The organism is Caulobacter segnis (assembly GCF_019931575.1).
Lineage (GTDB): Bacteria > Pseudomonadota > Alphaproteobacteria > Caulobacterales > Caulobacteraceae > Caulobacter > Caulobacter segnis_C.
This window is the reverse complement of record NZ_CP082923.1, coordinates 1077858-1103997: the sequence shown is the minus strand read 5'-3', so window position 1 is coordinate 1103997 and position 26140 is coordinate 1077858. Positions and strand designations below refer to the sequence as shown.

At 67.2% G+C, this 26140-nt stretch carries 19 protein-coding genes; 8 read left to right on the top strand and 11 right to left on the bottom strand.

The annotated features are described in order from the left end of the window. Window positions 1-17: 17 nt before the first annotated feature. From K8940_RS05175 to K8940_RS05160, 4 genes are all read right to left on the bottom strand, one after another. Window positions 18-1646, bottom strand: coding sequence for a glycoside hydrolase family 43 protein (locus tag K8940_RS05175; RefSeq protein WP_223393451.1), 1629 nt, complete (start codon window positions 1644-1646; stop codon window positions 18-20). Further along, window positions 1643-2860, bottom strand: coding sequence for an MFS transporter (locus K8940_RS05170; RefSeq protein ID WP_223395775.1), 1218 nt, complete (start codon window positions 2858-2860; stop codon window positions 1643-1645). The genes K8940_RS05175 and K8940_RS05170 overlap by 4 nt, the downstream gene beginning before the upstream one ends. 188 nt (window positions 2861-3048) lie before the next feature. Then, entirely contained in the window at window positions 3049-3555 is a 507-nt protein-coding gene (locus tag K8940_RS05165; protein ID WP_223393450.1) for a low affinity iron permease family protein, read from the bottom strand. A gap of 30 nt (window positions 3556-3585) precedes the next feature. Beyond that, the gene (locus K8940_RS05160; RefSeq protein WP_223393449.1) at window positions 3586-3843 is read right to left on the bottom strand and encodes a hypothetical protein; all 258 of its coding nucleotides are present in this window, start codon (window positions 3841-3843) and stop codon (window positions 3586-3588) included. A 356-nt stretch (window positions 3844-4199) separates the two neighbouring features. On the opposite strand from K8940_RS05160, the gene K8940_RS05155 reads away from it, so the two are divergent. Continuing rightward, a complete protein-coding gene (locus K8940_RS05155; RefSeq protein ID WP_223393448.1) occupies window positions 4200-4592 on the top strand; it encodes a VOC family protein in 393 nt (130 codons plus the stop codon). Between the two features lie 7 nt (window positions 4593-4599). Here the strand turns inward: K8940_RS05155 and K8940_RS05150 are convergent, their stop codons facing one another. Both K8940_RS05150 and manD read right to left on the bottom strand, forming a co-directional pair. After that, complete coding sequence (locus K8940_RS05150) at window positions 4600-6468, bottom strand: hypothetical protein (protein ID WP_223393447.1); 1869 nt, start codon at window positions 6466-6468, stop codon at window positions 4600-4602. 129 nt (window positions 6469-6597) lie between these two features. Then, window positions 6598-7809, bottom strand: a complete 1212-nt coding sequence (manD, locus tag K8940_RS05145) for a D-mannonate dehydratase ManD (protein WP_223393446.1) — start codon at window positions 7807-7809, stop codon at window positions 6598-6600. Window positions 7810-7979: 170 nt separating this feature from the next. On the opposite strand from manD, the gene K8940_RS05140 reads away from it, so the two are divergent. From K8940_RS05140 to K8940_RS05125, 4 genes are all read left to right on the top strand, one after another. Next, window positions 7980-8741: a FadR/GntR family transcriptional regulator gene (locus K8940_RS05140; protein WP_223393445.1), complete on the top strand. Its 762-nt coding sequence runs from the start codon at window positions 7980-7982 to the stop codon at window positions 8739-8741. 912 nt (window positions 8742-9653) lie between these two features. Further along, the gene (locus tag K8940_RS05135) at window positions 9654-9986 is read left to right on the top strand and encodes a hypothetical protein (protein ID WP_223393444.1); all 333 of its coding nucleotides are present in this window, start codon (window positions 9654-9656) and stop codon (window positions 9984-9986) included. A gap of 162 nt (window positions 9987-10148) precedes the next feature. Beyond that, window positions 10149-10697, top strand: coding sequence for a hypothetical protein (locus K8940_RS05130; protein ID WP_223393443.1), 549 nt, complete (start codon window positions 10149-10151; stop codon window positions 10695-10697). Between the two features lie 97 nt (window positions 10698-10794). Beyond that, window positions 10795-11121 carry a DUF1294 domain-containing protein gene (locus tag K8940_RS05125; protein ID WP_223393442.1) on the top strand — a complete coding sequence of 109 codons (327 nt, stop codon included), beginning with the start codon at window positions 10795-10797 and terminating at the stop codon, window positions 11119-11121. On the opposite strand, the gene K8940_RS05120 is transcribed toward K8940_RS05125, so the two are convergent. Both K8940_RS05120 and K8940_RS05115 read right to left on the bottom strand, forming a co-directional pair. Next, window positions 11118-11723 (bottom strand): dihydrofolate reductase family protein, encoded by a 606-nt coding sequence (locus K8940_RS05120; RefSeq protein WP_223393441.1) that lies wholly within the window; start codon window positions 11721-11723, stop codon window positions 11118-11120. The two genes, K8940_RS05125 and K8940_RS05120, sit on opposite strands and share 4 nt — an antisense overlap. 76 nt (window positions 11724-11799) lie before the next feature. Further along, entirely contained in the window at window positions 11800-13071 is a 1272-nt protein-coding gene (locus K8940_RS05115; RefSeq protein ID WP_223393440.1) for an alginate lyase family protein, read from the bottom strand. A gap of 189 nt (window positions 13072-13260) precedes the next feature. Between K8940_RS05115 and K8940_RS05110 the strand changes: the two genes are divergently transcribed. The 3 genes from K8940_RS05110 to K8940_RS05100 all read left to right on the top strand — a co-directional run bounded on the left by K8940_RS05110 (window position 13261) and on the right by K8940_RS05100 (window position 20672). Beyond that, window positions 13261-14421, top strand: a complete 1161-nt coding sequence (locus K8940_RS05110) for a glycoside hydrolase family 105 protein (RefSeq protein WP_223393439.1) — start codon at window positions 13261-13263, stop codon at window positions 14419-14421. A gap of 448 nt (window positions 14422-14869) precedes the next feature. Then, window positions 14870-17677, top strand: a complete 2808-nt coding sequence (locus K8940_RS05105; protein WP_223393438.1) for a TonB-dependent receptor — start codon at window positions 14870-14872, stop codon at window positions 17675-17677. Between the two features lie 229 nt (window positions 17678-17906). Continuing rightward, window positions 17907-20672: a M14 metallopeptidase family protein gene (locus K8940_RS05100; protein ID WP_223393437.1), complete on the top strand. Its 2766-nt coding sequence runs from the start codon at window positions 17907-17909 to the stop codon at window positions 20670-20672. 505 nt (window positions 20673-21177) lie between these two features. On the opposite strand, the gene K8940_RS05095 is transcribed toward K8940_RS05100, so the two are convergent. The 3 genes from K8940_RS05095 to K8940_RS05085 form a co-directional block, all read right to left on the bottom strand. Further along, a complete protein-coding gene (locus tag K8940_RS05095) occupies window positions 21178-24462 on the bottom strand; it encodes a TonB-dependent receptor (protein WP_223393436.1) in 3285 nt (1094 codons plus the stop codon). Window positions 24463-24574: 112 nt separating this feature from the next. Then, window positions 24575-25582 carry a FecR family protein gene (locus K8940_RS05090; RefSeq protein ID WP_223393435.1) on the bottom strand — a complete coding sequence of 336 codons (1008 nt, stop codon included), beginning with the start codon at window positions 25580-25582 and terminating at the stop codon, window positions 24575-24577. Continuing rightward, complete coding sequence (locus tag K8940_RS05085) at window positions 25546-26139, bottom strand: RNA polymerase sigma factor (RefSeq protein WP_223393434.1); 594 nt, start codon at window positions 26137-26139, stop codon at window positions 25546-25548. The genes K8940_RS05090 and K8940_RS05085 overlap by 37 nt, the downstream gene beginning before the upstream one ends. Window position 26140: the final 1 nt, after the last annotated feature.

Below are 26140 nucleotides of genomic sequence, written 5' to 3'. Positions count from 1 at the left end.
CACTCAATCCAGATAATCTAAGTTCGGTATTCCCGTCCCTCGTACTCGAACCAGTCGAAGTCGGCCGGAGCGCCCGCGCCCGACATGTCCTGGCAGGCCATGCCGACGAAGGCGCCGGTGAAGTTCGGCGCGCCGGGAACGCTGGCCTCGTCCGACAGGATCGAGGCGTCGAACACCTCGGGCAGCCAGGTCCAGGCGCCCTGCCCCTGCCGGAAGCCGAAGCGCAGACGCTCGAAGTCGACCTCGACGCGCAGCTCGACCGGGCCCGCCGCCAGCGAGATCGGCGCGGTGAAGCTGTCGGCCTGCGGACTGTCGGGCGTGCAGGTCATGACCCGCAGATGCCTGCCGATCGCCTCGTCGTGGGTGACGTGCAGATAGTGGAACTTGGCGCCGTTGTAGTAGCAGACCAGACCCGCCGCCTGCTGGAAGTGCTCGGGCTCGAAGTCCAGGACGGTGGCGGCCGAATAGCAGTGATCCTGCTGCCGGCGGGCCACCAGGGCCTGACGAAAGACGCTGCCCAGGGTCTCGCGGCCGAAGAGACGCAAGGATCCCGGCCTGGCGGTCAGGCTGAAGATCTCGTCCGGATACGGCGTCCGCAGCCATTGGAAGTCGATCGGCAGGTCAGGGCCATCGAAGTCCTCGCGCGTCGGCGCGGCGGGCCAGGGCTGCTGAGGCAGGTTCGGCGCGGGGGTCTCGAGGGTCGGGTCGCCCGAACCGTCCAGGGTGCGCGGCCAGCCGTCCTCGCCCCAGACCAGCTTCTGGATCGCCGTCTCGCGCCCCAGGACGCAGCGGCCGCGATTGGGCAGCGGGCGTCCGCACAGATAGACGGCGTAGGTCTCGCCGTCGGCGGTCTCGACCAGGTCGGCGTGGCCGGCGCGCTGCAAGGCCACATGCGGCCGATCGCGCGACGTCAGGACGTAGGTGTCGGGGTGCAGTTCATACGGGCCGTCGATGGCGCGCGAGCGGGCCAGGGTCATGGCGTGGCCCCAGCCGGTGCCGCCCTCGGCGGTGACCAGGTAGTACCAGCCGTCGCGCTTGTAGAGGTGCGGGGCCTCGGTCAGGCCGATGGCCGTGCCCTCGAAGATCACCTTGCGTTGGCCGACCAGGCGCCCCTCGGCGACCGAGTATTCCTGCAGGACGATGCCGGCGAAGCGGTTCTTGCCCTGTCGGTGATCCCACAGCTGGTTGACCAGCCACTTCCTGCCATCGTCGTCATGGAACAGCGAAGGGTCGAAGCCGGAGCTGTTCAGATAGGTCGGCTCGGACCACGCGCCGTCGATCGTCTCGGCGGTGACCAGGTAGTTGTGGAAGTCGCGCAGGGACGCGCCCGAAGCGCCGCCCACCGTGGTCCGGCCATAGCGCTTCACGTCGGTGTAGATCAGCCAGAACCGGCCGTCGGCATGGGTCAGGCACGGGGCCCAGAGGCCGCAGCCGTCAGGATCGCCCAGCATGTTCAGCTGGCTGGCGCGGGTCAGCGGCCGGCTCAGCAGGCGCCAGTTCACCAGGTCCCGCGAATGGTGGATCTGGACGCCCGGGAACCACTCGAAGGTCGAGACGGCGATATAGTAGTCCTGCCCCACCCGCACGATCGAAGGATCGGGATTGAAGCCGCGCAGGATGGGGTTGCGGATCACGGGTACGCTCACGGGTTGACCGCCTTGGGAGAGGCGCGGTCCTTGACGAAGGTCCACAGGACGACGGCGCCCAGGATGTCCAGCACGCCCAGGGCCACGAAGAACGGGTCATAGCCGATCGTGGTCACCAGACCGCCGATCAGCAGCGAGAACAGCAGGACGCCCAGATTGCCCATCATGCCGGCCAGGCCCGCCACGGTGGCGACCTCGTCACGGCGGAAAAGGTCCGAGGCCATGGTGATGACAGTGACCGACAGGGTCTGGTGGGCGAAGCCCCCCAGGCACAGCAGGGCGATGGCGGCGTAGGGGCTCTCGACCCGGCCGACGAACATCATGCCGGTCATCATCGCCGCGCCGACCGTGAAGGCCCAGCGCCGGGCGTTGATCAGGGACACTCCGCGCTTCTGCAGGAAGTGGGCGATGACCGGCCCGAACAGGCAGCCCAGGTCCGCCGCCACGAACGGCAGCCAGACGAACATGGCGATCTGCTTCAGGTCGAAGCCGCGCGTCTGCGACAGGTAGAGCGGCACCCAGAACGACAGCGTCCCCCAGGTGGGATCGGCCAGGAACCGCGGCAGGGCGATGCCCCAGAACTTGCCTTGCTTCAGGATCGAGACGATCGACGGCCGCGTGCCGGCGTCGGTCAGGTGCGCCTCCTGGCCGGCGGCGATGCGAGCGCGCTCGTCCTCGGTCATCGCCGGGTGCCGGTCGGGCGACCGATAGAACAGCAGCCACAGCGCCACCCAGGCGAGGCCGAGGGCCCCGGTCATCACGAAGGCCGCCCGCCAGTTCCAGGTCAGCGCGGCCCACACCACCAGGGGCGGCGCCAGCACCGAACCGAACGACGCACCGATATTGAAGATCCCGCCCGCGAAGCCGCGCTCCTTGGCCGGGAACCAGGTGGCCACCGCCTTCATGCCCGCCGGCTGGGCCGACCCCTCGGCCAGGCCCAACAAGCCGCGCAGCACGGCGAAGCCCTGCCAGTTGCTGGCCAGGCCATGAGCCATCGCGATCAGCGACCAGGCGGCGGCGAAGACGGCGAAGCCGGTGCGCAGACCCAGGGTGTCGAGCACATAGCCGCAGATCGGCTGCAGCATGATCCCCAGCTGGAAGGCGCTGGTGATCCAGGAATATTCCTTCACCGAGATGCCGAGGTCCTTGAGGATCGTCGGCGCGGCCACGCCCATGGTCGAGCGCGTCAGGTAGTTGACGATCGCGCCCAGCATGACCAGGCCGATGATCCACCAGCGCAGGGCTCTCAGTTTGGGCAAAGGCGGCTCTCCCCCACGGGACCGCGCGCTCGTGGCGACGCGCTTCGACCCCGGTCGATGTTACCGCTATCGCCGATGAGGTCTGACGTCCACCCTGACAAGATCAGACATTAGTCGGGGGTGCGGCGCGGGAATCGGCGCCTCTAGGCGTGCGGATGGCCCGCCCGCAGGGCCTTGGCGCGGCGGGCGGCCTGGCCTCGGGCCGAGGGCGCTTTCTTGGCCGTCGGCTGGCTGGCCTTGGCCCGCTTCGCCGCCCGGGCGTCCTTCTCGGCGGCGGCGCGCTGCAAGGCGCGCACGCTGTGGTCGGCCCGCGCCTTGCAGTGGGCGTGCATGGCCTCCAGTTCCTTGTCGGTCAGCTTCTCGATGCCGATGAACTCGTTCTCGGCGTCGGTCGTGGCGCGGATCAGCTCATCCAGCTTGGTTTGCAGGGCGATGCCGTCGCGGTTCTGGGTGTTCTGGATCAGGAACACCATCAGGAAGGTGACGATCGTCGTGCCGGTGTTGATCACCAGCTGCCAGGTCTCGGAGAACTTGAAGATCGGCCCGGTCACCGCCCAGGTCAGCACCAGGGCGACGCAGATCAGGAACGCGGGCGGGCTGCCAGTGATTTTGGCGGTGACATTGGCGAACTTGGCGAACAGCTTGTCCACGGCGACCTCCCTCGGGTCGCCCAGTAACGCCTAGACCGTGGCGGGGGCTCCAATCGCCGTCTCGGGCTCATGCCAGGCTCCGGCGCCGTGGCGATCGACCTCGCCGATGAAGCGGTCCTTGCCGTCGGCTCCGGCCGCGGGCTCCCAGACGAAGACGCCGGTGCACTCGTGCGCCGCCGCGATCTCGGCCGCCAGTTCCATGGCGTCGGCGTCGTCCTCGGCGGACTCCGCAATGAAGGTCAGGGACACGCCATCCGCGCGCCGGGGGTAGAAAAGATAAGTGGTCATGTCTCTAGCTCCGGCCCTCCGAGCGGGAGCAGAAGCCGAAGCTTCATCTCTCAGTCACCGGCGCTCGAGAAAACGTGCCAGCGATGTAGTAACGCTAACACCCCAATCCGAGTATTACGAGCATATATCCGGCCCACGGGAAACAATTGTTAGTCGTAAACTCGACATTCGCGATCACGAAGAACGCCCAAACCCTGAAAATACATGGCGAAGGCGAGACATTCATGACGCCGACGTCACCAATCCGGTCGATCAACATTTCGCGACCAGACATCGACGAAACTTCCGGTTTCTCCCTGTCCACCTGCCCGAACCTCCGTCACCCTGCCGCGGATTTCACGGCGCGGGAGGACGCTATGATTGGATACACCCTGGTCGGCAGCAACGACCTGGACAGGGCCAAGGCTTTTTACGACGGCTTGTTCGGGGCCATCGGCGTGGGACGGATGATGGAGTTTCCGACCGGCGGCTGCGCCTGGGGCGCGGACTGGAGCAAGCCGATGTTCGGCGTCGGCAAGCCTTATGACGGCCAGGCCGCCACCTCGGGCAACGGCACGATGATCGCCATCGTCCTGGACGAGCGGGCCAAGGTCGACGCGCTGTACGACAAGGCCATCGCCCTGGGCGGCCAGTGCGAGGGCGGTCCCGGCGTTCGAGGCGCCGAGGGCGAGCAGGCCTTCTACGCCGCCTATTTCCGCGACCTGGACGGCAACAAGCTGTGCGCCTTCCGGGTGGGGCCGGCGAACTAGCCCTTCGTTATCTGTAGGTCAGCGTCCAGCTCACGGTGATCGGCCCGCCCGCCGGCGCGCCGCCCGTGCAGCTGGTCAGCGCGGTCATCGCCCCGGTCGGGCCGCGATAGGCCTTCCCGTCGTCCAGCGGCCGCGTCGCGCACGTCAGCCCCTGGACGTCGAAGCCGGTCACCTCGCCCGCCCCGAAGCGCGTTTCGCCGCCCCGGGTCACGGCCTTGGTCGAAAAGCTGGCGAAGGCCAGGTCCACGGCCTTGACCGTGACGCCCGCCTTGGGCGTGAAGACATCGGTGCGGCGGATCCGGCCCGGCTCCAGCACATAGGTCGTCCTGACGCTGAAGCGGTCGTCGGCGACCGGGGCCTTCTGGCCCAGGCGGTCCAGCCGGTCCTGGTCGTAGGTCACGACGGTTCGCGCCCCCTTCCCGGCCACCTTCACGTGGGCGGCGTAGGCCAGCGGGGCCAGCTGGGCGCCGTCGGCCAGGGTGAGGCGCGGCAGCAACTGCGGGAACACGCCGTCGGCCACGCCCTGCAGCATCCCGGGCGAGAACGGGATCGGATAGTAGGGCGTGTTCATGTGCTGGCTTTCGCCGCCATTGATGATCGGCAGGCCGATCACGCGCCCCTTGTCCCTGATGGTGACCACCAGGCGATCGTTCTCGCCTCTAGCGAACCAGGTCACCGTCCGCTTGGGCAGCCTGTCCAGCCACGCCGCGTAGCCGGGATCGGGCGCCTTGTCCTTGAAGCCCAGTTCATTCCAGATCGCGCTGGTGTAGATGTACTGCCGGCCCAGGCTGAGGTTCTCGCCCAGGATCCGGTGCTTGCCGCGATAGGCGTCCGTCCGGCGGCCGTGTTCCCACATGTCCACCGAGCCCATCTTGGGATCGAACCAGAAGTCCATGTAGCGGGCCGCGACACGGGACGAGAAGGCATAGGCCATGGTCTTCTCTTCCGGCGTCAGCACGTCCAGCTTGGCCGCGGCGGTCAGCACCTCGAGGAAGGCCGTCTCGCCATAGGCGCCGATGCTGCGACCATATTCGAAGCCCTCGCCGCGCAGGTTCAGGCGCGGCAGCATCAGGTCGACCGAACGGCGCAGCCACTGGCGGACCTCGGGCGTGGCGGGCATGCCGGCCTCGATCAGGCGGTGGGCGATCTCACCGATCAGCAGCACGCTGTAGCGGTCGAAGCGCCCGTCGCCGTCGGTCTCGTCGGCGAAGCCGTAGTCGCCCGAGTACTTGCGGTAATGGTCCAGCGTCTTGCCCAGCAGGCCCTCGCTGGCCGAGGCGTCCTCCCAGCCCAGGCGATAGCGCAGACGCGCCACGCTGAAGGCGACGCCGTAGTAGTTGTTGGGCAGGTTGATCAGGGTCAGGTCGCTCTCGCGGACGAAGCGGCGCCAGTCCAGCTTGACCTTCAGCCTGGCCAGGGTTTCGGGCGACACCGCCTGGTCCAGCACCCCGGCCTCGCGCAGCATCAGCAGGGCCTGGCAGTAGTAGTAGACGCCCCAGGTGTCGTTGGTGTCGTCGACGGTCAGGTCCGCGATCTGGCGGTAAGCGGCCAGGTAACGGTCGAAGTTCGGGTCGGTGCGGGGCGTGTCGACGACCAGATAGGCTAGGCCGATGGCGATCTTGCCGGGCAGGAACTTGTCGTCGGCCTCGAACACCTTGACCCCGTCCAGGGTCATGTCGCGCTTCTCGGCCAGCAGCTTTTCCAGCAGCACGGCGGTCTGGGGCAGCAGGCGGGTCTCGACCGTCTGGTTCATCGGCGCGACCGCGCCGGCGTAGAGCGGGCCTCTCGGGCCTTGATCAGGAGCGGCTGCGAAAGCGGGCGCGGCCACGGCCAGGCAGAGCGCGGCCGTCGGGAGGAGAGAGGTACGCAGTCGCATCGGTCGCTCGTGACGCCCGCCTGAACGGGTCTGTTTTCTGGAACGCCACGACGACGCGAAACGTCGAACGGCGGCGAGTTGGCATGACCAATCTCGCCGCCATCAATTAGTTGTCAAGCCAATTTGGCTTTACCAGTTGAACATGGTTCCGTCCTGCAGGCGGTTCACCGGCAGATAGGCGCGCTTGTAGTCGTACTTGGCGGCCAGGGTCTCGTCGATGTCGACGCCCAGGCCCGGCTTGTCGCCGGGGTGCAGCATGCCGTCGCTGAAGGTGTAGCCATGCGGGAACACCGCGTCCGTCTCTGGCGTGTGGCGCATATATTCCTGCAGGCCGAAGTTCGGGATCGCCATGCCCAGATGCAGGGCCGCGGCCATGGTCACCGGCGACAGGTCGGTGGCGCCGTGGCAGCCGGTCTTGACGTGGTGCAGGTCGGCGAAGGCGGCGATCTTCTTCAGGTTGGTGATCCCGCCCGCGTGCAGCACCGTGGCCCGCAGGTAGTCGATCAGCTGCTCCTCGATCAGGGTCTTGCAGTCCCAGACGTTCGAGAAGATCTCGCCCACGGCCAGCGGCGTCGTGGTGTGCTGGCGGATCAGGCGGAAGCCGGCCTGGTTCTCGGCCGGGACCGAGTCCTCCAGCCAGAACAGGCGGTAGGGCTCCAGGTCCTTGCCCAGGCGGGCGGCCTCGATCGGGGTCAGGCGGTGGTGGACGTCGTGCAGCAGGTGCACGTCCCAGCCCAGCACTTCACGGGCCTTGGCGAACAGCTTGGGGGCATGCTGCAGGTAGGCGGCCGTCGACCAGACGTTCTCGGTCGGCAGGTTCCCATCGGCCGGCTCGTAGAACATCTTGTCGCCCGAGACGCCGTAGGTGCTGGCCAGGCCCGGCACGCCGGTCTGCAGGCGGATAGCCTTATAGCCCATGGCCTTGTACTTCACCGCCTCGGCGATGGTGTCGTCGATCGTCTCGCCGTTGGCGTGGCCGTAGACGGTGACGCCGGTGCGGCTGGCCCCGCCCAGCAGCTGGTACAGCGGCAGGCCCGCCACCTTGGCCTTGATGTCCCACAGCGCCATGTCGACGGCGGCCAGGGCGCTCATGCCCACAGGACCGCCGCGCCAGTACGAGCCGCGATAGAAGAACTGCCAGGTGTCCTCGATCTGGTGCGCGTCGCGACCGATCAGGCAGGGAATCATATGATCTTTCAGATAACTGACCACCGCCAGCTCGCGGCCGTTCAGGGTGGCGTCGCCGACGCCGGTAGTCCCGTCCTCGGTCGTGATCTTCAGCGTCACGAAATTGCGGCCGGGGCAGGTGACGATGACCTTGGCGTCGATGATCTTCAGCATGGACCTAATGAGCTAAGCGTGACCAAAAGTGGCCTGACCACTTCTACAGACTTATCAGGCAAGATGCTAGTGGCCTTGCCACTTTGGGCGAATGTGTGCGCTTTAGCGGGGTCTAGACCCATGCAACCGGCTGCGTCGCCACGCGCGGCGTTCGGATGGATAGTAAGAAAATGACCACGTCCACGACCGAAACCCGCAAGCTCTACCAGCAGGTGGCCAACTCCATCGCCGATGCGATTCGCGACGGGGTGCACCGCCCCGGCCAGCGCCTGCCGTCCGAGCGCGACCTGGCCGAGGACTACAAGGTCAGCCGCCCCACCGTGCGCGAGGCGATGATCGCCCTGGAAATCCGCGGCCTGGTCGAGGCCCGCCACGGTTCTGGCGTCTATGTCACCGAGGCCCCGCGCCCCGAGGCGCCGGTTCCGGACCTTGACATCGGCGCCTTCGAGCTGACCGAGGCTCGCCGCCTGATCGAGGGCGAGGTCGCCGCCCTGGCCGCCGCGACCATCACCGACGAGGAGCTGACCGAGCTGACCGCCATCCTCGACGACATGGTCGTGGAGAACGACAACAACGTGAAGGGCGACCGCGCCGACCGCCGCTTCCACGTCACCATCGCCCGCGCCAGCCGCAACAGCGCCCTGGTCACCGTCGTCGAGAACCTCTGGGACCTGCGCTACAAGTCGCCCCTGTGCCGCGCCATGCTGGAGCGCGCCCGCCAGGTCGGCGTGCGCCCGCGCATCGACGACCACCAGGAGATCCTGCTGGCCCTGCGCGAACGCGACCCGGCCGGCGCCCGCAACGCCATGCGCGAGCATCTGGGCCGGGTGATCGACAACCTGCTGACCGCCACCGAGATCGACGCCCTGGAACGGGCCCGCAACGAGGTGGCCGCGCGCCGGACCGAGCTGGCGAGACGATCGGCGATCTAGGGAACGCATCTGTTCGCCCTTTCATGGGACACGGCTTTCCCGCTTCACGCGGCTGACCACTGAAGGTGTGGGGAGGCGACGGAGCGGCCGGACGACCCCGGATACCGTGAGCGTGTGTTTGCGTTTCGGCTCGACCGTCCGCTCCGCCAGGCTGTTGTTTCCATGAGGACGGCGGGCGTGAGCGTTATCTGCTCCCCCCGGACGGGCGTGGATCCCACCGCCTTGGCATTGCCAGGGCGGCGTCTTTACATCACGCATGACGGCCTTCGGACCTGCCGGGAACCGAAAGCGGCCCCGCTCCCCGCCGCCGCTTCGGGCCGGATCCAAGCGCCCTCCCCTTGCGACGGGGACAAGGACAAGTATGGCCACGGGATTCAACGCGGATCATTCAGCGGCGTCTAAAAATCGACAGGCGATTGATTTCGCTGAAGTCGATCTCGCGAATTCCGAGGATAGAGACGGCTCAATCCCCGTGAATCCCTCTCTCTTAGAGAGAGGGAGGGGCCCAAGCGAAGCTTGGGAGGGTGAGTGGTTACACCCTCAGCCGGCGTACCGGCACTGCCTCCCCGACCCGCGCCAGGATCACCCACGGGCTTCGCCTACCCACTCACCCTCCCACGCCTACGGCGCGGGCCCCGCCCTCTCCCCATGGGAGAGGGATTCAGATGGGCGACCCCCTCCGCGAGCATCCCTTTCCCGTCAGGAAGGGAGCCATCCTTACATCTCACGGCGAGACGATCGCCGGGCTGTCCAGGTCACTCAAGGACGGCTTCGCCGCCGCGCAGCGGCCGCCCCGGAGGGCGGTCCTTGACTGACCTGGTCAGTCCGGCACGCTGCTGCCTTCAAGAGATGTAAGGTTGGGTCCGACCTGGGAGGTCGGCTTTCGACCCGTTGCGGACATTGGCATAGGCCATGTTCGGCACCTATGCTCAGATCATGCCCGCAGCAAAGCCGCCGCTCCAACCAGTCGCTCCGTGGCCACTATCGGATGCCGAGGCCGCATTCATCAAAGAGACGGTCGAGCGTGTCTTAGGCACCGACGCGGTCGTGCGTAATTTCGGTTCAGACCCTACCCGGCTCGACCTGCATGTCGAAACGAGCACGACACCCCGACTTGAGTTGGACGAGTGCAAGGGTCACCTGTGGTGTCGAATTGAGAGGCCGATCTCGATCATCGCAACGAAGCGCGGCACCCGCGCACGCGGAACTGCGAAAATCGCCTATCGCCAAGGCGTCATACTCTGACAGCCGCCACTAAGGGGGCGCTTGAGTTCAGCTACCCACCCAAGCAGGCCGGCGGAGAGGTCCGCCTTCGGTACTGCGCCCACAGCTGAAGACTTGATCTGCCCACTGCCCCTCGCGACGTTCTCTGCTAACGCAGAGCCCTCAGACAGAGCATGCAGGCATATGACAACGGCCGACTGGGCATTGGCGATCAGTTTGCTTTCATTCTGCGTTGCATTGGCCTCGTTCATTTGGAATGTCTGGTCGAAGTTCATTTACCCCAAGCCAAAAGTAGAGGTGAGTTTTGGGGTGATGAGAAGTTATCAGCAGGGCGAGGAGCCTAGCGCCCCTTTTCTGACGATGGTTATAACTAATCATGGCCCTGGTTCAGTTAAAGCTCACATGGCAATCGTTCGCGGCCGTCGTCGCTTCTTTAAGCGAAGAGCTATGGGCGTGCTCAATCCGATCCACAATTTTCCATTCGAGCCCTACACGTCGCATGGTCCATTTAGTGGAGGGCTGCCGAAAGCGATTGATGTTGGCGAAGAACTGCAACTCCATTTCCCTTTTGAGCGCGGCGGGTTCTTAGCTGACGAGTTGGAACGCGTTGGCTTTGTTGACACCTTTGGTCGCAACCACTGGGTTCGACGTAGAGTCTTCCACCGAGCTGTCATCGAACATCGAAAAGCTTTCCCCACTGAGAGGCCACAAGCGAAATCGAATTCAGTGTAGGGCAAGCCCGCTACACGGAATGGCAACGGCAGCTCCCCACCCATCCCAGACATTCCCCCACAATCGATCGGTAACGCCGCCGCCCCATGCTAGCGACATGCTCACGCTGCTCGCGCTCTACCTCCTCGCCATCAACGCGCTGACCTTCGCGGTCTTCGCCGGCGACAAGCGGCGCGCGGCCAGCGGTGATCGGCGCGTGCCGGAGAAGACACTGCTGGGCCTGGCCGCGCTGGGCGGGACGCCCGGGGCCTTCGCGGCCCGGCGGCTGTTTCGGCACAAGACTCGCAAGGAGCCGTTCCGCACGTGGTTGTGGCTGATCACCCTGGCGCAGGTGGTCCTGATCGTCGGGGCGATCCTCTGGCTGGGCGACCCGGAGACCGCGGTGGCCGTCCGGGCCCGCCTCGCGGCGCTTCGGATCTCCTAGAAGCTGCCCGTCTCCACCGCGCCCGCCCGGGCGTAACGGCCGACGACCGAGCCGCCGGGGGTGACCTTGGCCTCAGTCAGCCGCCACGTGCGCGGGGCCACGCCGGTCTGGAACAGGCGCTTGCCGTCGCCCAGCATCACCGGGAAGGTGATGGTCTGCAGGTCGTCGACGACGTCGGCGGCGAACAGCGTCTTCAGGAAGTCGGCCGAGCCCTGGGTCAGGAGGTCGGGACCGTCCTGCGCCTTCAGCCGCTTGATCTCGGCCACGGGGTCGGCGCCCAGTCCCCGGCTGTTGTTCCACGACAGCTTGAAGTCCGGATCGCGGGTGGCGACGTGCTTGGTCGCGGCGTTGAACGCCTTGCCGATCGGGTGGTCGTCGTGCAGCGGCCAGTAGCCGGCGAAGATGTCGTAGGTCCGCCGCCCCAGGACGAGGTCGAACGGTTTCTCGAACAGGTCCCCGACCGCCTGGCCGACCGCCTCGTCGGTGATCGGCGGCAGCCAGCCGCCGAAGGCGAAGCCGCCCGACGTATCCTCCTCCGGCCCGCCCGGGGCCTGCATCACGCCGTCCAGGCTGACGAAGGCGGCGACTTTCAGCTTTCTCATCTCGAACTCCTCCTCGGCTTTCGAACCAAGGAACGGGCCGAAGTCGCCGCATCCGACACCGGCGCGGCGGAAAAAGCTACCGGCCGTACGGCGCGATGGTCAGGCGGCTCTGCGCCGCCGGCGCCTGGCGGGCGATCAGCTCGGCCTTGGCGGCGAAGCCGGCGTCGCCATAGGCCCGGGCGGCCAGGTCGTAGAGCGGCAGGGCCTCGCGGGTGGCGTCCTGCGGCTTGAGGTCCTTGTAGGGGAAGGCCGCCTCGTTCCCGACGAACGGGGCCAGGTAGCCGAAGGCGACGCGGATCCCCTGCCCCTTCGGGCCCTTGTAGTTCCACAGGTCGACGCCGACGCAGGGTCCCAGCTCGGCCATGCCGACCAGGGGCTCGAGGGCGAAGTAGCTGTAGTGCAGCGCCTTGGTGCGGGCGAGCTCCTCGGGCAGCTTGCCGTCGGCCTCGATCTGCGGGTCGATACGGCCCTTGCCAACGCCGGCCAGCACGGTCCTGGCCAAGTCCGGCTGGCGAGCGAACAGGGCGAAGGTGGCCAACTGGTAGTCGTACCAGACGCCATGGTTGTTCCGCGCCGCGCGCTCCTGCCGGCCCGTCGGGGCGGTTTGCATCCAGGCCGCGTAGTCGCCGAACCAGGCCTCGAGGCCCTTCTGCTCAGCCGCCGTCAGCGTCCTGGAGGGGGCCAGGACGCCGATCGACTCGACGACGCGCAGCAGGCGGTAGGTGTCCAGCACCCCCTCGGCCCGGCCCGGCGTGCGGCCGGGCACGCCTTGCGCATAGGTCATCGACGGGTTCATCCGCGTGGCCGGGTCCAGGAACCAGACGCGCAGCAACTGGGCGGCCTTGGTCGCATAGGCGCTCTTGCCGGTGAAATAGTAGGCCAGCGACAGGGCCTCGACCGCGCCGGCCATGGCGTCCATGCGGCCGGCGTCGAAGGCGTTGGTGTCGCGCTCGGGGTTCACCTCGCCGTCCTTGCGGACATAGGGCTCGCCGTTCGGCTGGGCGGGATCGGGCCACCAGTACGGGCCCATCGAGATGTAGTCGTGCTTGTCGCCGCTGGGCGGCGTGCGGCTCTTGTCGACGACGCTGTAGACCGGCCCGGCCAGGGCCTTGTCGGCGCGGGCGATCAGGGCCCGGTAGGCCGGAGACAGCGCCGGACCGCTCACGCCGGCCTTGGCCGCCTCTAGCGCTTGGGGCTTCCAGCGGAAGGTGCGGCGGCCGTCGAAGGCGGCGGCGTAGCCGTCGTCGGCCTTGCAGACCGCGTCCTTGGCCAGGGCCGGCGGGGCGCTCAAGGCCAGCGTGGTCAGGCCGGCGACCAGCGCCACGGCGCGGAACGAAGCGGAGATCATGGGCCCCTCCCTGGGAACTTTGCGCGCACCTTAGCGCGGAGCCGCGAACGCGCAAGGATTGGCCTGACCAGATTGGTCAGTTCGGTTCCGGGGAATTTGCCTCGTCGGGCCGGAATCGGTAAGACAACCTTCGTTGATCGAGAGCGCCCGCGAGAGGCGCTCCGGATGGAAACTGGAGGGGAGAACAAGATGCGCTCGACGGTCGCCGCCGCCCTGGCCTGCCTGGCCTTCGCCGCTTCGCACGTGAGCGCCGCGCCCGTTGCGTCCCCGCCATCGATCGAGGTCGCCGACCCCGCCGCCTCCGCCCTGACCCTGGGCCGCGCCGTCGCCGACTGGCAGCTGCGCCACATGGACGGCCAGTTCGACTACGTCCAGACCCACCGCGCCGGTACGCAGAACCCGCGCGGCTGGATCCAGGGCGCCTTCTATGTCGGCCTGGCGGCGTTCGCGGAGCGGACGGGCGACACGGGCTACGCCCAGGCCCTGCGCGCCCACGGCGTTGAGCAGGAATGGGGCCTGGGCAAGCGCCCCCTGCACGCCGACGACCACGTCATCGCCCAGACCTGGCTGTGGCTGAACCTGCGCGATCGCGACCCGGCCCAGATCGCCCCGGTCAAGGCGCGCTTCGACGCCATCCTGGCCGATCCGCCCCACGCCGACCTCAAGTTCATCGACGGCACGGAAGACCAGCCCTGCCAGGTCCGCTGGTGCTGGAGCGACGCGCTGTTCATGGCGCCGCCGACCTGGACGGCCCTGTCGGCGGCGACAAAGGACACGCGCTACGCCGCCTATGGCGACAGGGAGTTCTGGGCGACCACCGAGTACCTGCTGGACAAGGGCGATAGCCTCTATTTCCGCGACAGCCGCTATTTCGACCGCCGCGACGACCAGGGCCGCAAGATCTTCTGGAGCCGCGGCAACGGCTGGGCCTATGCCGGGATCGTCAACATCCTGAAGACCCTGCCGGCCGACCATCCAGATCGCCCGCGCTATGTGGCCCTGTTCCGCAAGATGTCGGCGCGGCTGGTGTCGCTGCAGAAGCCCGACGGCTATTGGTCGGTGTCGTTGCTGGCCCCCGAGCACAGCCCGCCCGAGACCAGTGGCACGGGCTTCTTCGTCTACGGCCTCGCCTGGGGCGTGAACCAGGGTCTGCTCAAGGATCCGAAGTCCGTCCGCTCGGCCCGCCTGGGCTGGTCAGCCCTGGCCAACGCCGTGGCTCCGGACGGCAAGCTGGGCTGGGTGCAGCAGGTCGGCTACGCGCCCGATCACGTCGAGGCCGGCGACACCCAGTTGTACGGCTCCGGCGCCTTCCTGCTGGCCGCCTCGGAAGTCTCGCGCGGCCGCTTCTAGGCCCACGGCACACCTCTTTCCCGCCCCGTTCACGCTGCGCGGCCCCGGCCGCCGCGCGTCTTTCCGCGCCTGTAATCGAGACGTAAGACAAACATCGTTATTCAACAAAACCGACTATTCGAATCTCGTTTTCGAGAAATTTGTAAACTTCACCGTTCCGCGAACGATGAGATTTCAATCTTGTTCCACGAATGGCGTTATAGATTTCAGGCACGTTTCATAACGGCGATCAATTTGACTTATTCACGCCCCAATCATCGCAAGGCGTTGCCTTAAAGAGACAGCTTAAAGACAATTCCATTACATCTTGAAGCGTGCGATTGACCGGTTTGATCCCCGAGTCCTAAGCCGCCCGCCAACCGCCGGATCGCGACGGGAAACTCATCTTGCATCGGGCTGTAAGGACGTCGGCGCCCGCGCCGGCGAGGGCGGCCCGGAAGGATCAGACATGAAGTATCAGATTACCCGGGGTCGCCTGCTCACGACCTCGATGATCGTGGGCGTGGCCGCGCTGGCCGGTTTCGCCGCGAACGCCCAGACTACCGCTTCAACCACCGCCGCGCCGGCCGCTCAGCCGGCCCCGCAGGACAATGAAGTCGACGCCGTCGTCGTCACCGGCTCGCTGCTGCGCCGCACCGACACCGCCACCCCGTCGCCGGTCCAGGTCCAGACCAACGAACAGCTCAAGGCCCAGGGCATCACGACGGTGGCCGACGCCATCCGCAGCCTGTCGGCCGACAATTCGGGCTCGGTCCCGGCCGCCTTCGGCAGCGGCTTCGCGGCCGGCTCGACGGGCGTGGCCCTGCGCGGCCTGACCGTCAACTCGACCCTGGTCATGATCGACGGCCTGCGCAACGCCAGCTATCCGCTAGCCGACGACGGCCAGCGCAGCTTCGTCGACCTCAACTCGATCCCGTTCAACGCGGTCGAGCGCATCGAGACCCTGAAGGACGGCGCCTCGTCGCTGTACGGCGCCGACGCCATCGGCGGCGTGGTCAACATCATCATGAAGTCGAACTTCCAGGGTATGGGCGCTGACCTGTCGGTCGGCACGTCCCAGCATGGCGGCGGCGACCAGTACCGCTTCAACGGCGAGGTCGGCTACGGCGACCTGGATACCGACAAGTACAACATGTACCTGGACGTCGAGTACCAGCTGGACAAGCGCATCCGCATCGACCAGCGCGGCTACCCGTACGACACCTTCGACCTGTCGGGCATCCCCGGCGGCACGAACGACAACCCGGGCGCCGGCGGCAGCACCTACTACGGCCAGATCAAGCGCGCCACCATGGGCACGGCCGGCGACATCTCGACCGGCGTGGCCCTGGCCGGCGACCTGTGGCAGCCGCTGCGCGGCTGCGCGACCGACGCCCCGCTGACCACCGACGACGGCGGTTCGTACTGCGCCCAGAACGTCGCCAAGCTGGGCGATGTCCAGCCCCGCCAGGAGCGCGTGGGCGCCTATGGCCGCTTCACGATCAAGCCGAACGACAACTTCCAGGCCTATCTGTCGGCCAGCTTCATGCAGTCGAAGACCTCGACGCGTGGGGCCGAGCGTTCGATCTCGTCGTCGACGCCGCACAATCTGTCGAACATCGTCCTGCCGGCCCTGCTGTCGAACGGCCAGTTGAACCCGAACAACCCGTTCGCGGCCGAAGGCTATGACGCGCTGATCCGCTACCGCTTCAGCGACATCCCGTTCTACGCCAACTACACCAACCGCATGGCCCGCATGGTCGGCGGCGTCGAAGGCTCGGCGGCCGACTGGAACTACAAGGCCAATGTCGTGATCGCCCACGGCTGGCTGGAAAGCGCCAACCACGGCTACATCAGCTACGACGCGCTGATCGACGCGGTGAACAACGGCACGTACAACTTCATCGACCCGTCGAAGAACAGCCAGGCCGTCCGCAGCGCCCTGGCCCCGGTCCTGGCCAAGACCTCGACCAGCGACCTGGACTCGGTGAACTTCCAGGCCTCGCGCGACGTCTTCAACCTGCCGGGCGGCCCCGCCCAGTTGGGTGTCGGCGGCGAGTTCCGCTACGAGGCCGTCAACGACCCGGCCTTGAACCCGGTCAACGACGCGCAAGGGTTGGGCAACGCCCGCACCATCGGCAACCGCACGGTCGCCTCGGCCTTCGCCGAACTGGGCATGCCGGTGCTGAACAATGTCGAGGTCAACGTCTCGGGTCGCTACGACCACTATTCGGACTTCGGCGGCAACTTCTCCCCGAAGATCGGCGTCAAGTACACGCCCATCAAGACGGTCGCCCTGCGCGCCACCGTCTCGAAGGGCTTCCGCGCGCCGTCGTTCTCGGAATCGGGCGACTCGGCCAGCCAGGGCTTCACGAACTTCTCGTTCGCGAACTACCCGGACTTCGTCGCGGCCCACGGCGGCAGCGAGTACACCAAGACCTACTCGCTCTCGAACATCACCGCGGCCAACCCGGACCTGAAGCCGGAGAAGTCGACCAGCTACACCATGGGCGCGGTGTGGGCCCCGACCCGCAGCTTCAGCGTCTCGCTGGACTACTACCACATCAAGAAGACCGACGTGATCGCGCAGGCCAGCGCGGGTGACGCCATCGCCGCCTACTATGCCGGCGAAGCCATCCCGGCCGGCTACGTGGTGACCGCCGACCTGCCGGATCCGGACGCCCCGAACGCCCTGCCGCGCATCCTGTCGGTGGCCTCGCCGTACATCAACGCCGACTCGCTGCGCACCAGCGGCATGGACCTGAACGTCCAGAACACGATGTACCTGCCGGCCGACATCAAGTGGACCAGCGACCTGAACGCCACCGTCCTGTTCGACTTCAAGTACACGCAGGGCGGCGTGACGTATAACTACGTCGGCAAACAGGCCCCGTACGTGCTGTCGTCGGGCGCCGGCACGCCGAAGTATCGCGCCTCGTGGAGCAACACCTTCACCCGCGGTCCGGCCACCATGACCGGCACCCTGAACTATGTCAGCGGCCTGCGCTCGATCGACGAGAGCTACCAGGGTGACGACACGTGCCTCTACGGCACGGCCGAGTTCAAGTGCCACACGAAGGACTTCATCTCCTTCGACATGACTGGCGCCTACGACGTCACCGAGCACACGACGGTCTATGCCGACGTGCTGAACCTGTTCGACGCCGGCCCGATGTTCAACCCGGCCAACTACGCCGCGGTAAACTGGAACCCGACCTACTCGCAGTCGGGCGCCGTGGGCCGCTACTTCCGCGTGGGCGTTCGCCTGAAGTACTAGGCGACCGCGCGAACGAGCTATCTCGCGTACGGACCGCGTGAGTAGGGTCCGATGAGATGGAAGGGGTCGTCCGCGAGGACGGCCCCTTTTCGTTTGCCCGCACGTCGCGCGATCCGAAAAAATGGGCTGGGCCGTCCGTTGCCGAAGGTGCGGAAACGCTCTCCACTTGCGTCAGTCTTAAGAGGGGCCGACGCGCCGATGCGTCCGCCGAGGGCTTACGGGGTTGGATATGACGCGTAGCGGAGCGATGGCCGGTGCGGCCTTGGGCTTGGTGCTGGCTTTCAGCGGGCCTCTTGGGTTTGGCGGCGCGGCGCTCGCCGCCGACATCACCCCGCCGGAAAAGGCCTTCGCCCAGCCGGTGGGCAGCGACTACTTCCTCGCCGACTACACCGCCTATGAGGCCTATCTGAAGACCCTGGCGGGCCAGTCCGACCGCATGAAGCTGGTCGACATCGGCAAGACCGAGGAAGGCCGCACCATGTGGGTGGCCATCGTCTCGTCGCCGGCCAACCTGGCCAAGCTGGACCGCTACAAGGAGATCGCCCGCAAGCTGGCCAAGGCCGACGGCGTCAAGGAGGACGAGGCCCGCAGGCTGGCGTCCGAAGGCAAGGCGATCGTCTGGATCGACGCCGGCCTGCACGCCAGCGAGACCATCACCTCGCAGGGCCAGATCCAGGTCCTGCACCGCATGCTCAGCCAGGACGATCCCGAGACCCTGCGCATGCTGGACGACACCATCATCCTGTTCGGCCAGGACAATCCGGACGGGATGGAGATGATCTCGGACTGGTACATGCGCAACCAGGATCCGAAGAAGCGCGAGTTCAACTCGCTGCCGCGCCTGTACCACAAGTACATCGGCCACGATAACAACCGCGACAGCTTCATGTCGTCGATGGCCGAGACCACCAACGTCAACAAGCAGCTGTTCCGCGAGTGGTATCCGCAGATCGTCTACAACCAGCACCAGACCGGCCCCAACGGCATGGTGGTGTTCGTCCCGCCGTTCCGCGACCCGTTCAACTTCAACTACGACCCGCTGGTCATGACCGAGCTGCAAGAGATCGGCATGGCCATGCACAGCCGCCTGGTGGCCGAGGACAAGCCCGGCTCGGGCGCCCGTAGCGCCGCGCCCTACTCGACCTGGCACAACGGCATGGAACGGTCGGTCGCCTACTTCCACAACTCGATCGGCCTTCTGACCGAGATTATCGGCGGCCCGACCCCGACGACGGTCAACCTGGTGCCGGAACTGCAGCTGCCGGGCAACGACCGCCCCGCCCCGATCGCCCCGCGCGAGTGGCACCTGCAGGACTCGCTGGACTACCAGTGGACCATGAACCGCGCGGTCATCGACTACGCCGCCCGCAACAAGGAGCGCCTGCTCTTCAACATCTGGAAGATGGGCGACAACAGCATCAAGCGCGGCTCGCGCGACAGCTGGACGATCACCCCGACCAAGGTCGACGAACTGGCGGCCGCCGGCAAGGGCAAGCCCGGCCCGTACGGCGCGGCGGTCGACCCGACCCTGTTCAAGTCGGTGATCCAGACGCCCGAGAGCCGCGACGCCCGCGCCTACGTCATCCCCGCCGACCAGGCCGATATGCCCACCGTGGTCGCCTTCCTCAACGCCCTGATCAAGACCGGCGTCGACGTCGACAAGGCGTCCAAGCCCTTCACCATCGCCGGCAAGACCTATCCGGCCGGCTCGTACGTGGTGCGCACCGCCCAGGCCTATCGCCCGCACGTGCTGGACATGTTCGAGCCGCAGGACCACCCGCACGATCTCGAGTACCCGGGCGGCCCGCCCAAGGCGCCCTATGACGTCACCGGCTACACCCTGGCCTACCAGATGGGGATCAAGTTCGACCGCATCCTGGACGGCTTCGAGGCCCCGACGACGCGCGTGCCGGACCTGATCACGGTGACGCCGGGCGCGGTGAAGGGTTCGGGCGGCGCGGGCTGGCTGGTCAGCCACGAGACCAACGGCAGCTTCACCCTGACCAACCGCCTGCTGAAGGCCGGCGCCAAGGTCTATTGGGTCAAGGACGGCGCCAAGGCCGGCAAGATGGCCTTCGGCCCCGGCGCGATCTTCGTCCCCGCCTCGCCCGCCGCCAAGGCGGTGATCGACAAGGGCGTCAAGGATCTTGGGATCGACGCCTATGCCGTCGGCGGCAAGCCGTCGGGCGCGACCATCGCCCTGAAGCCGGTCCGCATCGGCCTGGTGGACGTCTATGGCGGCTCGATGCCTTCGGGCTGGAACCGCTGGATGTTCGAGAAGTTCGAGGCCCCCTTCCAGGTCGTCTATCCTCAGCGCCTGGACGCCGGCGACATCGCCAAGGACTTCGACGTGCTGGTCTTCGCCGACGGCACGGTCCCGGCCCCGGCCGACGGTCCGTTCAAGGCCGGCCGTCCCTCGACCCAGCCCAAGCCGGAAGAGATCCCGGCCGAATATCGCGCGTGGCTGGGCCGCGTCAGCGACGACAAGACCCTGCCCAAGATCGCCGAGTTCGTGAAGGGCGGCGGCACGGTGGTGGCCATCGGCGCCTCGACGCGCCTGGCCACGGCCCTGGGCGCGCCGGTCGACGTCGCCACCGCCAAGATGGAGAACGGCCAGCTGAAGGCCCTGACCAACCGCGAGCTCTACATCCCCGGCTCGGTGCTGCGCGCCAAGGTCGATCCCAAGCAGCCCCTGGCCTACGGGGCCTCCGACCAGGTGGACGTGTTCTTCGACCGCAGCCCGGCCTTCACCGTGAAGCCCGACGTGAAGGGCGTGTCGCGCGTGGCCTGGTTCGACACCGACAAGCCGCTGCGCAGCGGCTGGGCCGTGGGTCAGGAGAAGCTGAAGGGCTCGACCGCCATGCTCGACATCGACGTCGGCAAGGGCAAGGTCTTCGCCTTCGGTCCGGAGATCACCCAGCGGGCCCAGTCGTACGGAACGTTCAAGTTCCTGTTCAACGGCCTGCTGTACGGGCCGGCGGTGGCGAGCAAATAAACCGCTTCCCCGGCGAAAGCCGGGGCCCAGATCGAACCCAGAGCGCCCTTCGTCGTCCCTCGACGGAGGGCGCTTTCATATCCGTCGCCCCAGGATGAATCTGGCCCCGGCTTTCGCCGGGGAGGTGGGTATTGGAGGCGTTTGAAGCAGAGCCGCGAAATAAAAATCGGCGCCGGAGGGGAATCCGGCGCCGATCTCGCTCGGGACCACTGGGGGAGCCGCCCCGAGAGCAGCAACCGTCCGACGTCGACTGGCGATGACGTCGAACCGTGAGGACCGTGCCAGACGCCGGACCGCAGCCCCTCGCCAGACCTCGAAACGAAACTTGCGCCGCCCCCGGAACGGCGACGTTGATCTAGCGCAAACGCGAAAATGAAATCGGCGCCGGAGGGGCAGCTCCGGCGCCGAATGATCGCGCCTTCGGGGACGCTCGGGGGTGAGGATGCCCCCTATGACGCGATCGTCTTTGCCCCCGGAGCGCTAGGCGCTCCAAGGGCTTGAGGCCTTAGAACCGCTTGGACACGTTCATGTACCAGTAGCGGCCGGTCGAATTGTGCAGCGAGCCGTAGTAGCCGAAGTTGCTGGACGAGATCGGCGGATCCTTGTCGGCGATGTTGCGCACGCCGACACGGACCGTCGAGCCATCGAACCGGCCCTCGCCGAACGCGTACTGGCCGTACAGGCTGACCGTCGTCCAGGCGGGGATCTGGTAGTATTCGCCGCCGGTCAGGGTCGAACCGGTGTCGTAGACCTCGCCCACATAGTTGACGAAGGCGCCGGCGCCCCAGCCGTCCTTGCGCCAGGTCAGGCTGGCGCTGCCGCGGAACTCGGGATTGCCCCCGATGCCGATCTGGTTGCCCGAGCTAGTGATCGACACGCCCGGCAACTGGCCCGCCGCCACGGCCTGTTGCAGCAGGGCTTCGGTCGGGCTCGGCGACTGGTCGTACTTCAGCAGCTTGGCGACGTTGACGTTCAGGCCGAAGTCGCCCCAGGGGGTGTCGTCCAGGTCGTAGGCCAGCGAGAAGTCGACACCCTGAACCATCCGCGGCTGCAGGTTGGCGTAGGTGTCGTTGATATAGGCGATCGCCCCAACGGTGTTGGAGCCGACCGGCGCGTCGCGCACCACGTTCGGGTTGGACGAGCCCTGCTGGCGCAGCAGCCAGTCCAGGGCGATCTGGTTGCCGCCGCCCAGGATGCCGATCACCCCCTTTTCGCGGATCGACCAGAAGTCGGTGGTCAGGGTCAGCTTGCCGTATTCCATCGGGATGAAGCGCGGCTGGTAGACGAAGCCGACGGTGGCGTTGTCGGCTTCTTCCGGCTTCAGGTTCTGGTTGCCGCTGCGCACCTCGATCGTGCCGGCGCTGGAGCAGGTGGTGGCCGACGGGTTGTTGATCTTGCACGCCGCCCAGTCGGTGCGGGTGTTCGAGACCGAGGTCCCGTCGCTGTAGAATTGCGGCAGGTTCGGCGCGCGGAAGCTCTGCGAGACCGAGCCGCGCAGCGCGAAGCCTTGGCCCACCTTCCAGTAGATCGCGCCCTTAGGCTTCAGAACGTTGCCGAAGTCGGAATAGTGCTCGTCGCGAGCGGCGATCTGCAGGCTGATCTCCTCGACGAACGGGATGTTCATCTCGGGCGAGATGACCGGCACGGCCAGCTCGAAGAACGCCGAGGCGATCGAGCGGTGGGCCGAGACGTCCGGAGAGCCCGAGGCGCCCATCACGTCGCTGCCATAGGTCAAGCCGGTGACGCTGTTGGTGTAGGTGATCGTGCCGTCCAGGCGGTCGTCGCGATCGTCGTCATAGGTCTCGCGGCGCAGCTCGACCCCGGCCGCGAAGCCGACGTCGCCGCCGGGCAGCTGGAATAGGTCCTTCTTCGACACCTTGAAGTCGCCCATCAGCAGCGAGGTCTTGCTGATCCGGTAGACGTTGACCAGGAACGAATTCATCGTCGCCTGGCTGTTGGGCGTGGCGTCGGCGCCCGAGTAGTCGGTCAGCGAACCGCCGTTGAACGGGTTGTAGGCCGACGAGTCGGTGCGGTTCAGCGCGGCCTGGAAGAGCGTGTTGCTGATCGCGTTATGCGTCATGTCCTTGGTGCGGGCCTCGGAGTAGAGCAGCGCGCTGTCCCATTTCCAACCGTTCCACGACCCCTTGGCGCCGCCCAGGACGCGGAAGCTGTCGTCGGTCACCGTGTAGGTGCGCGGACCCGTATCGACCGGGCGATAGGTGGTGATGGTCATCGCCACACCCGAGGTCGCCACGCCGGTCAGGCCCGACAGACGGTTCGGGTTGGCCGAGCCGTTGGCCAGCAGCGTCGGGCCGAAGGGGTTCCAGTAGGCGTTCGCGGCGATGCTGATCGGCGCCGAGCTGAGGGGAGCGGACTGCTCGCGGCTGCCGGTGAACAGCGCGTGATAGTAGCCGGCCTCGCCGTAGGCGGTGATGTCGCCGAAGTCATGCTCGACGGTCGAGAAGAGGTTCGTACGCTCCAGGCCGCCCTTCAGCGTGCGGTCGGCGTTCTCGTTGTAGCGCAGCACACGATCGTTCGTGCCCGTGATCGTGCCGGCGCGGATGCAGATGTCGCCCGACAGCGTCCCCGACGAGCAGCCGGCGGCGGTGTTGGAGGTCGGCTCGATGTGGAACACGCCCGAGGTCGTCAGGGCCACGCCGTTCTGGCGCGGCGCGGTCGAGGACGGGATCAGGGTGAACGAACCCCAGGGGCTGGAGGTCGAGCGGTTGTCGAAGGCCGTGTCCGTGGCCCAGGCCGTGCCGGCCAGAGCGTCGCGGTGATCCTCGCTGGCCGAGTAGTCGCGCTCGCTGGCCATCATGCGGCTGTGGGCGGTGTAGTTGCCGAAGAAGGTCAGGCGGGTGCCGTCCTCCAGGCGCGTGCCGGCCTTCACGTTGAACGTGCCTTCGCGGTAGCCCGTGCCTTCCGAGCCGCCCAGCTGGGTCTCGACGCGCAGGCCCTGGAACTTGGTGTCCAGCACCATGTTGACCACGCCGGCCACGGCGTCGGCGCCGTAGATGGCCGCGGCGCCGTCACGCAGCACTTCCACCCGCTTGACGCCCGAGACGGGGAACGAGTTGGTGTTGACGGTCTGGACCGGCACCAGATTCTCGGTCTGGGTGCCCGGCGCCAGCACGGCGCGGCGGCCGTTCAGCAGCACCAGGGTGTTGCCCGTGCCCAGGCTGCGCAGGTTCAGCGACGAGACGTCGCCGCGCGCGTCGTTCAGGTTGCCGGTCGTGCGGGCTTCCTGGAACTGCACGTCGCCGGCCTGCGGGATCGAGCGGAACAGCTCGTCGCCCGACACCGCGCCGGTGGCGATGATTTCCTTCTCGCCGACCACCGTCACCGGCAGGGCTTCCGTGGTCCGAGCGCCTTCGATCTGCGAGCCGACGACCACGATGGCTTCGACGATCTGAGCCTCTTCATTCGTCGCGCCGGCCCCCGCGCCCTGGGACTGGGGGAGTTCGGCCGGAGCCTGGCGCAGCGTGATGGTCTTGCCGTCATCGGACGCGACGACCAGGCCGGCGGCCTTGGCCAGGCGCGACAGGGCGTCGGCGTCGGCGACGTCGCCGGTCACCGCCGGCGTGCGCTTGCCCGTGGCGGCCTCGAACGGGAACAGGACCTGCTTGCCCGACTGCTTGGCGAAGGCCTGCAGCGCGGTCACCGCGTCGCCGGCCGGGATGTTGAAGCTGTGACGGGCCTCCTGCGCCAGGGCCGGACCGGCCAGGACCAGGACGGCGGCGGACGCCATCAGGAAGCCGCGAACGGTGCGGCGACGCGTGTCGATCGACATTTTTCTTGGTAACCCCTCTCGGCCCCCTCCAATCCCCTACGGGAGAGCGCCTTCACGACACCGACGGCGTAGCGTCGGTTTTCCGCCATCGAGGAAAGGAACTTTTTTCGGCCTACCCGCGCCGCGTCAGGCGGATCGCGCCGTCGGTCCCTTCCGAGGCCCGCACCGGGAAGGCGCTGGTCACGGCGGTGACGAAGCTCTTGGGCTCGGTGGTCTGGAAGTAGCCCGCCAGGCGCAGGCCCGAGATCGACGGGTCGACGATGCTGATCTGCTGGCGGTTGTAGCGATTGAACTCGGCCACCGCCTGCTCCAGCGACTGGCCGTTCAGGGCGATGGCGCCCTGGCGCCAGGCCAGGGCGCGGTCGATCTCGCTGTCCGAAACCGCCCGCGAGCGGCTGCCGGCCGAGCTGTAGATCGCCGTGACGCCGGCCTTCAGCCGCAGTTCGTCCTTGCGCTCGGCGGGCTCGGGATCGAGGTCGACAGCGCCGCGCTTGACGGTCACGGCCGCGCCGTCCGAGCGCAGGCGCACGGCCATCTCGGCCCCGGCGTCGGCCTGCATCACCGCGTCGGCGGCCTTGATCAGGAAGGGCCGCGCGTCCTTGGCGGCCTCGAACACCGCCTCGCCGCGCACCAGCTTCACCTCGCGCACGCCGTGGCGATAGCGGACGACGACCTTGCTGTTGGTGTTCAGCTCGATGCGGCTGTTGTCGCTGAGCACGACCACGCGGCGCTCGCCGATGGCGGTGGCGTAGGCCGTGCCGCCGCCGAAGGTCATGACGCCGGTCACCGTCAGGGCCACGGCCGCGGCGGCGGCCAGGCCCCGCGCCCAGGGCGAACGGCTGATCTTGGGCAGGATTAGGGGCAGGGTCAGGCGGCGTTCGGGCGCCAGCAGGTCACGATCGGGCCGCTCCAGGCCCGGCCGGAACGCGCGCAGGCGGTCGAGCCGCGCCCAGGCGACGGCTTCGCGTTCGAAGGCGGCTTCGTGTTCATGGCTTTCGGCGCGCCAGGCCTCGAAGGCGGCGCGGTCGGCGGCGGAACACGAAGCGTCGTCAAGCTTGACCACCCAGAGGGCGGCCGCCTGCCTCACCGCTTCGCGTCGTGATCCCGTCTCGCGCTCCATGAGCGTCCTTCGTCGACCTTACTCTTGCGCCCGATACGACGTCCCAACTTGTCGGAACAGTACCGGAGGCCCTTCACCAAGTGCTTCTCAACAGTTGAGACGGAGAGGCCGAGCCTAACCGCTATCTCGTCCGGCGAGAGGCTGTAAACTTTTCTCAACGTGAAGACGCGGCGGCACTGCGCGGGCAGCTCCGCGATCGCGTCGGCCAGGGCGCGTAGTTCCTCACGTGATTCGAGCATCATGTGGGCGCCGGGCGCCTCGTCTATCGGCTCGATGCGCTCGAAGTCGGCGACGGCGGTTATGGTCAGCACCTTGCGACGGCGCAGCGCGTCCAGGGCGCAGTTGCGCAGGATGCGCGTTGCGAAGGCGCCCGGATTGCCGATCTCGCGCCAGGTCTTGCAGGCGATGGCGCGCGCGAACGTCTCGTGGACCAGGTCCTCGGGATCGGTCTGTCCGTCGCGGCAGAACTGCCGGGCATAGGCCAGCAGGTCCGGCTCCAGCGGCAGGATTTCCCGCCGAAACCAGGCGCGCCTGTCTTCGTCGTCTTGAGCCATCAAC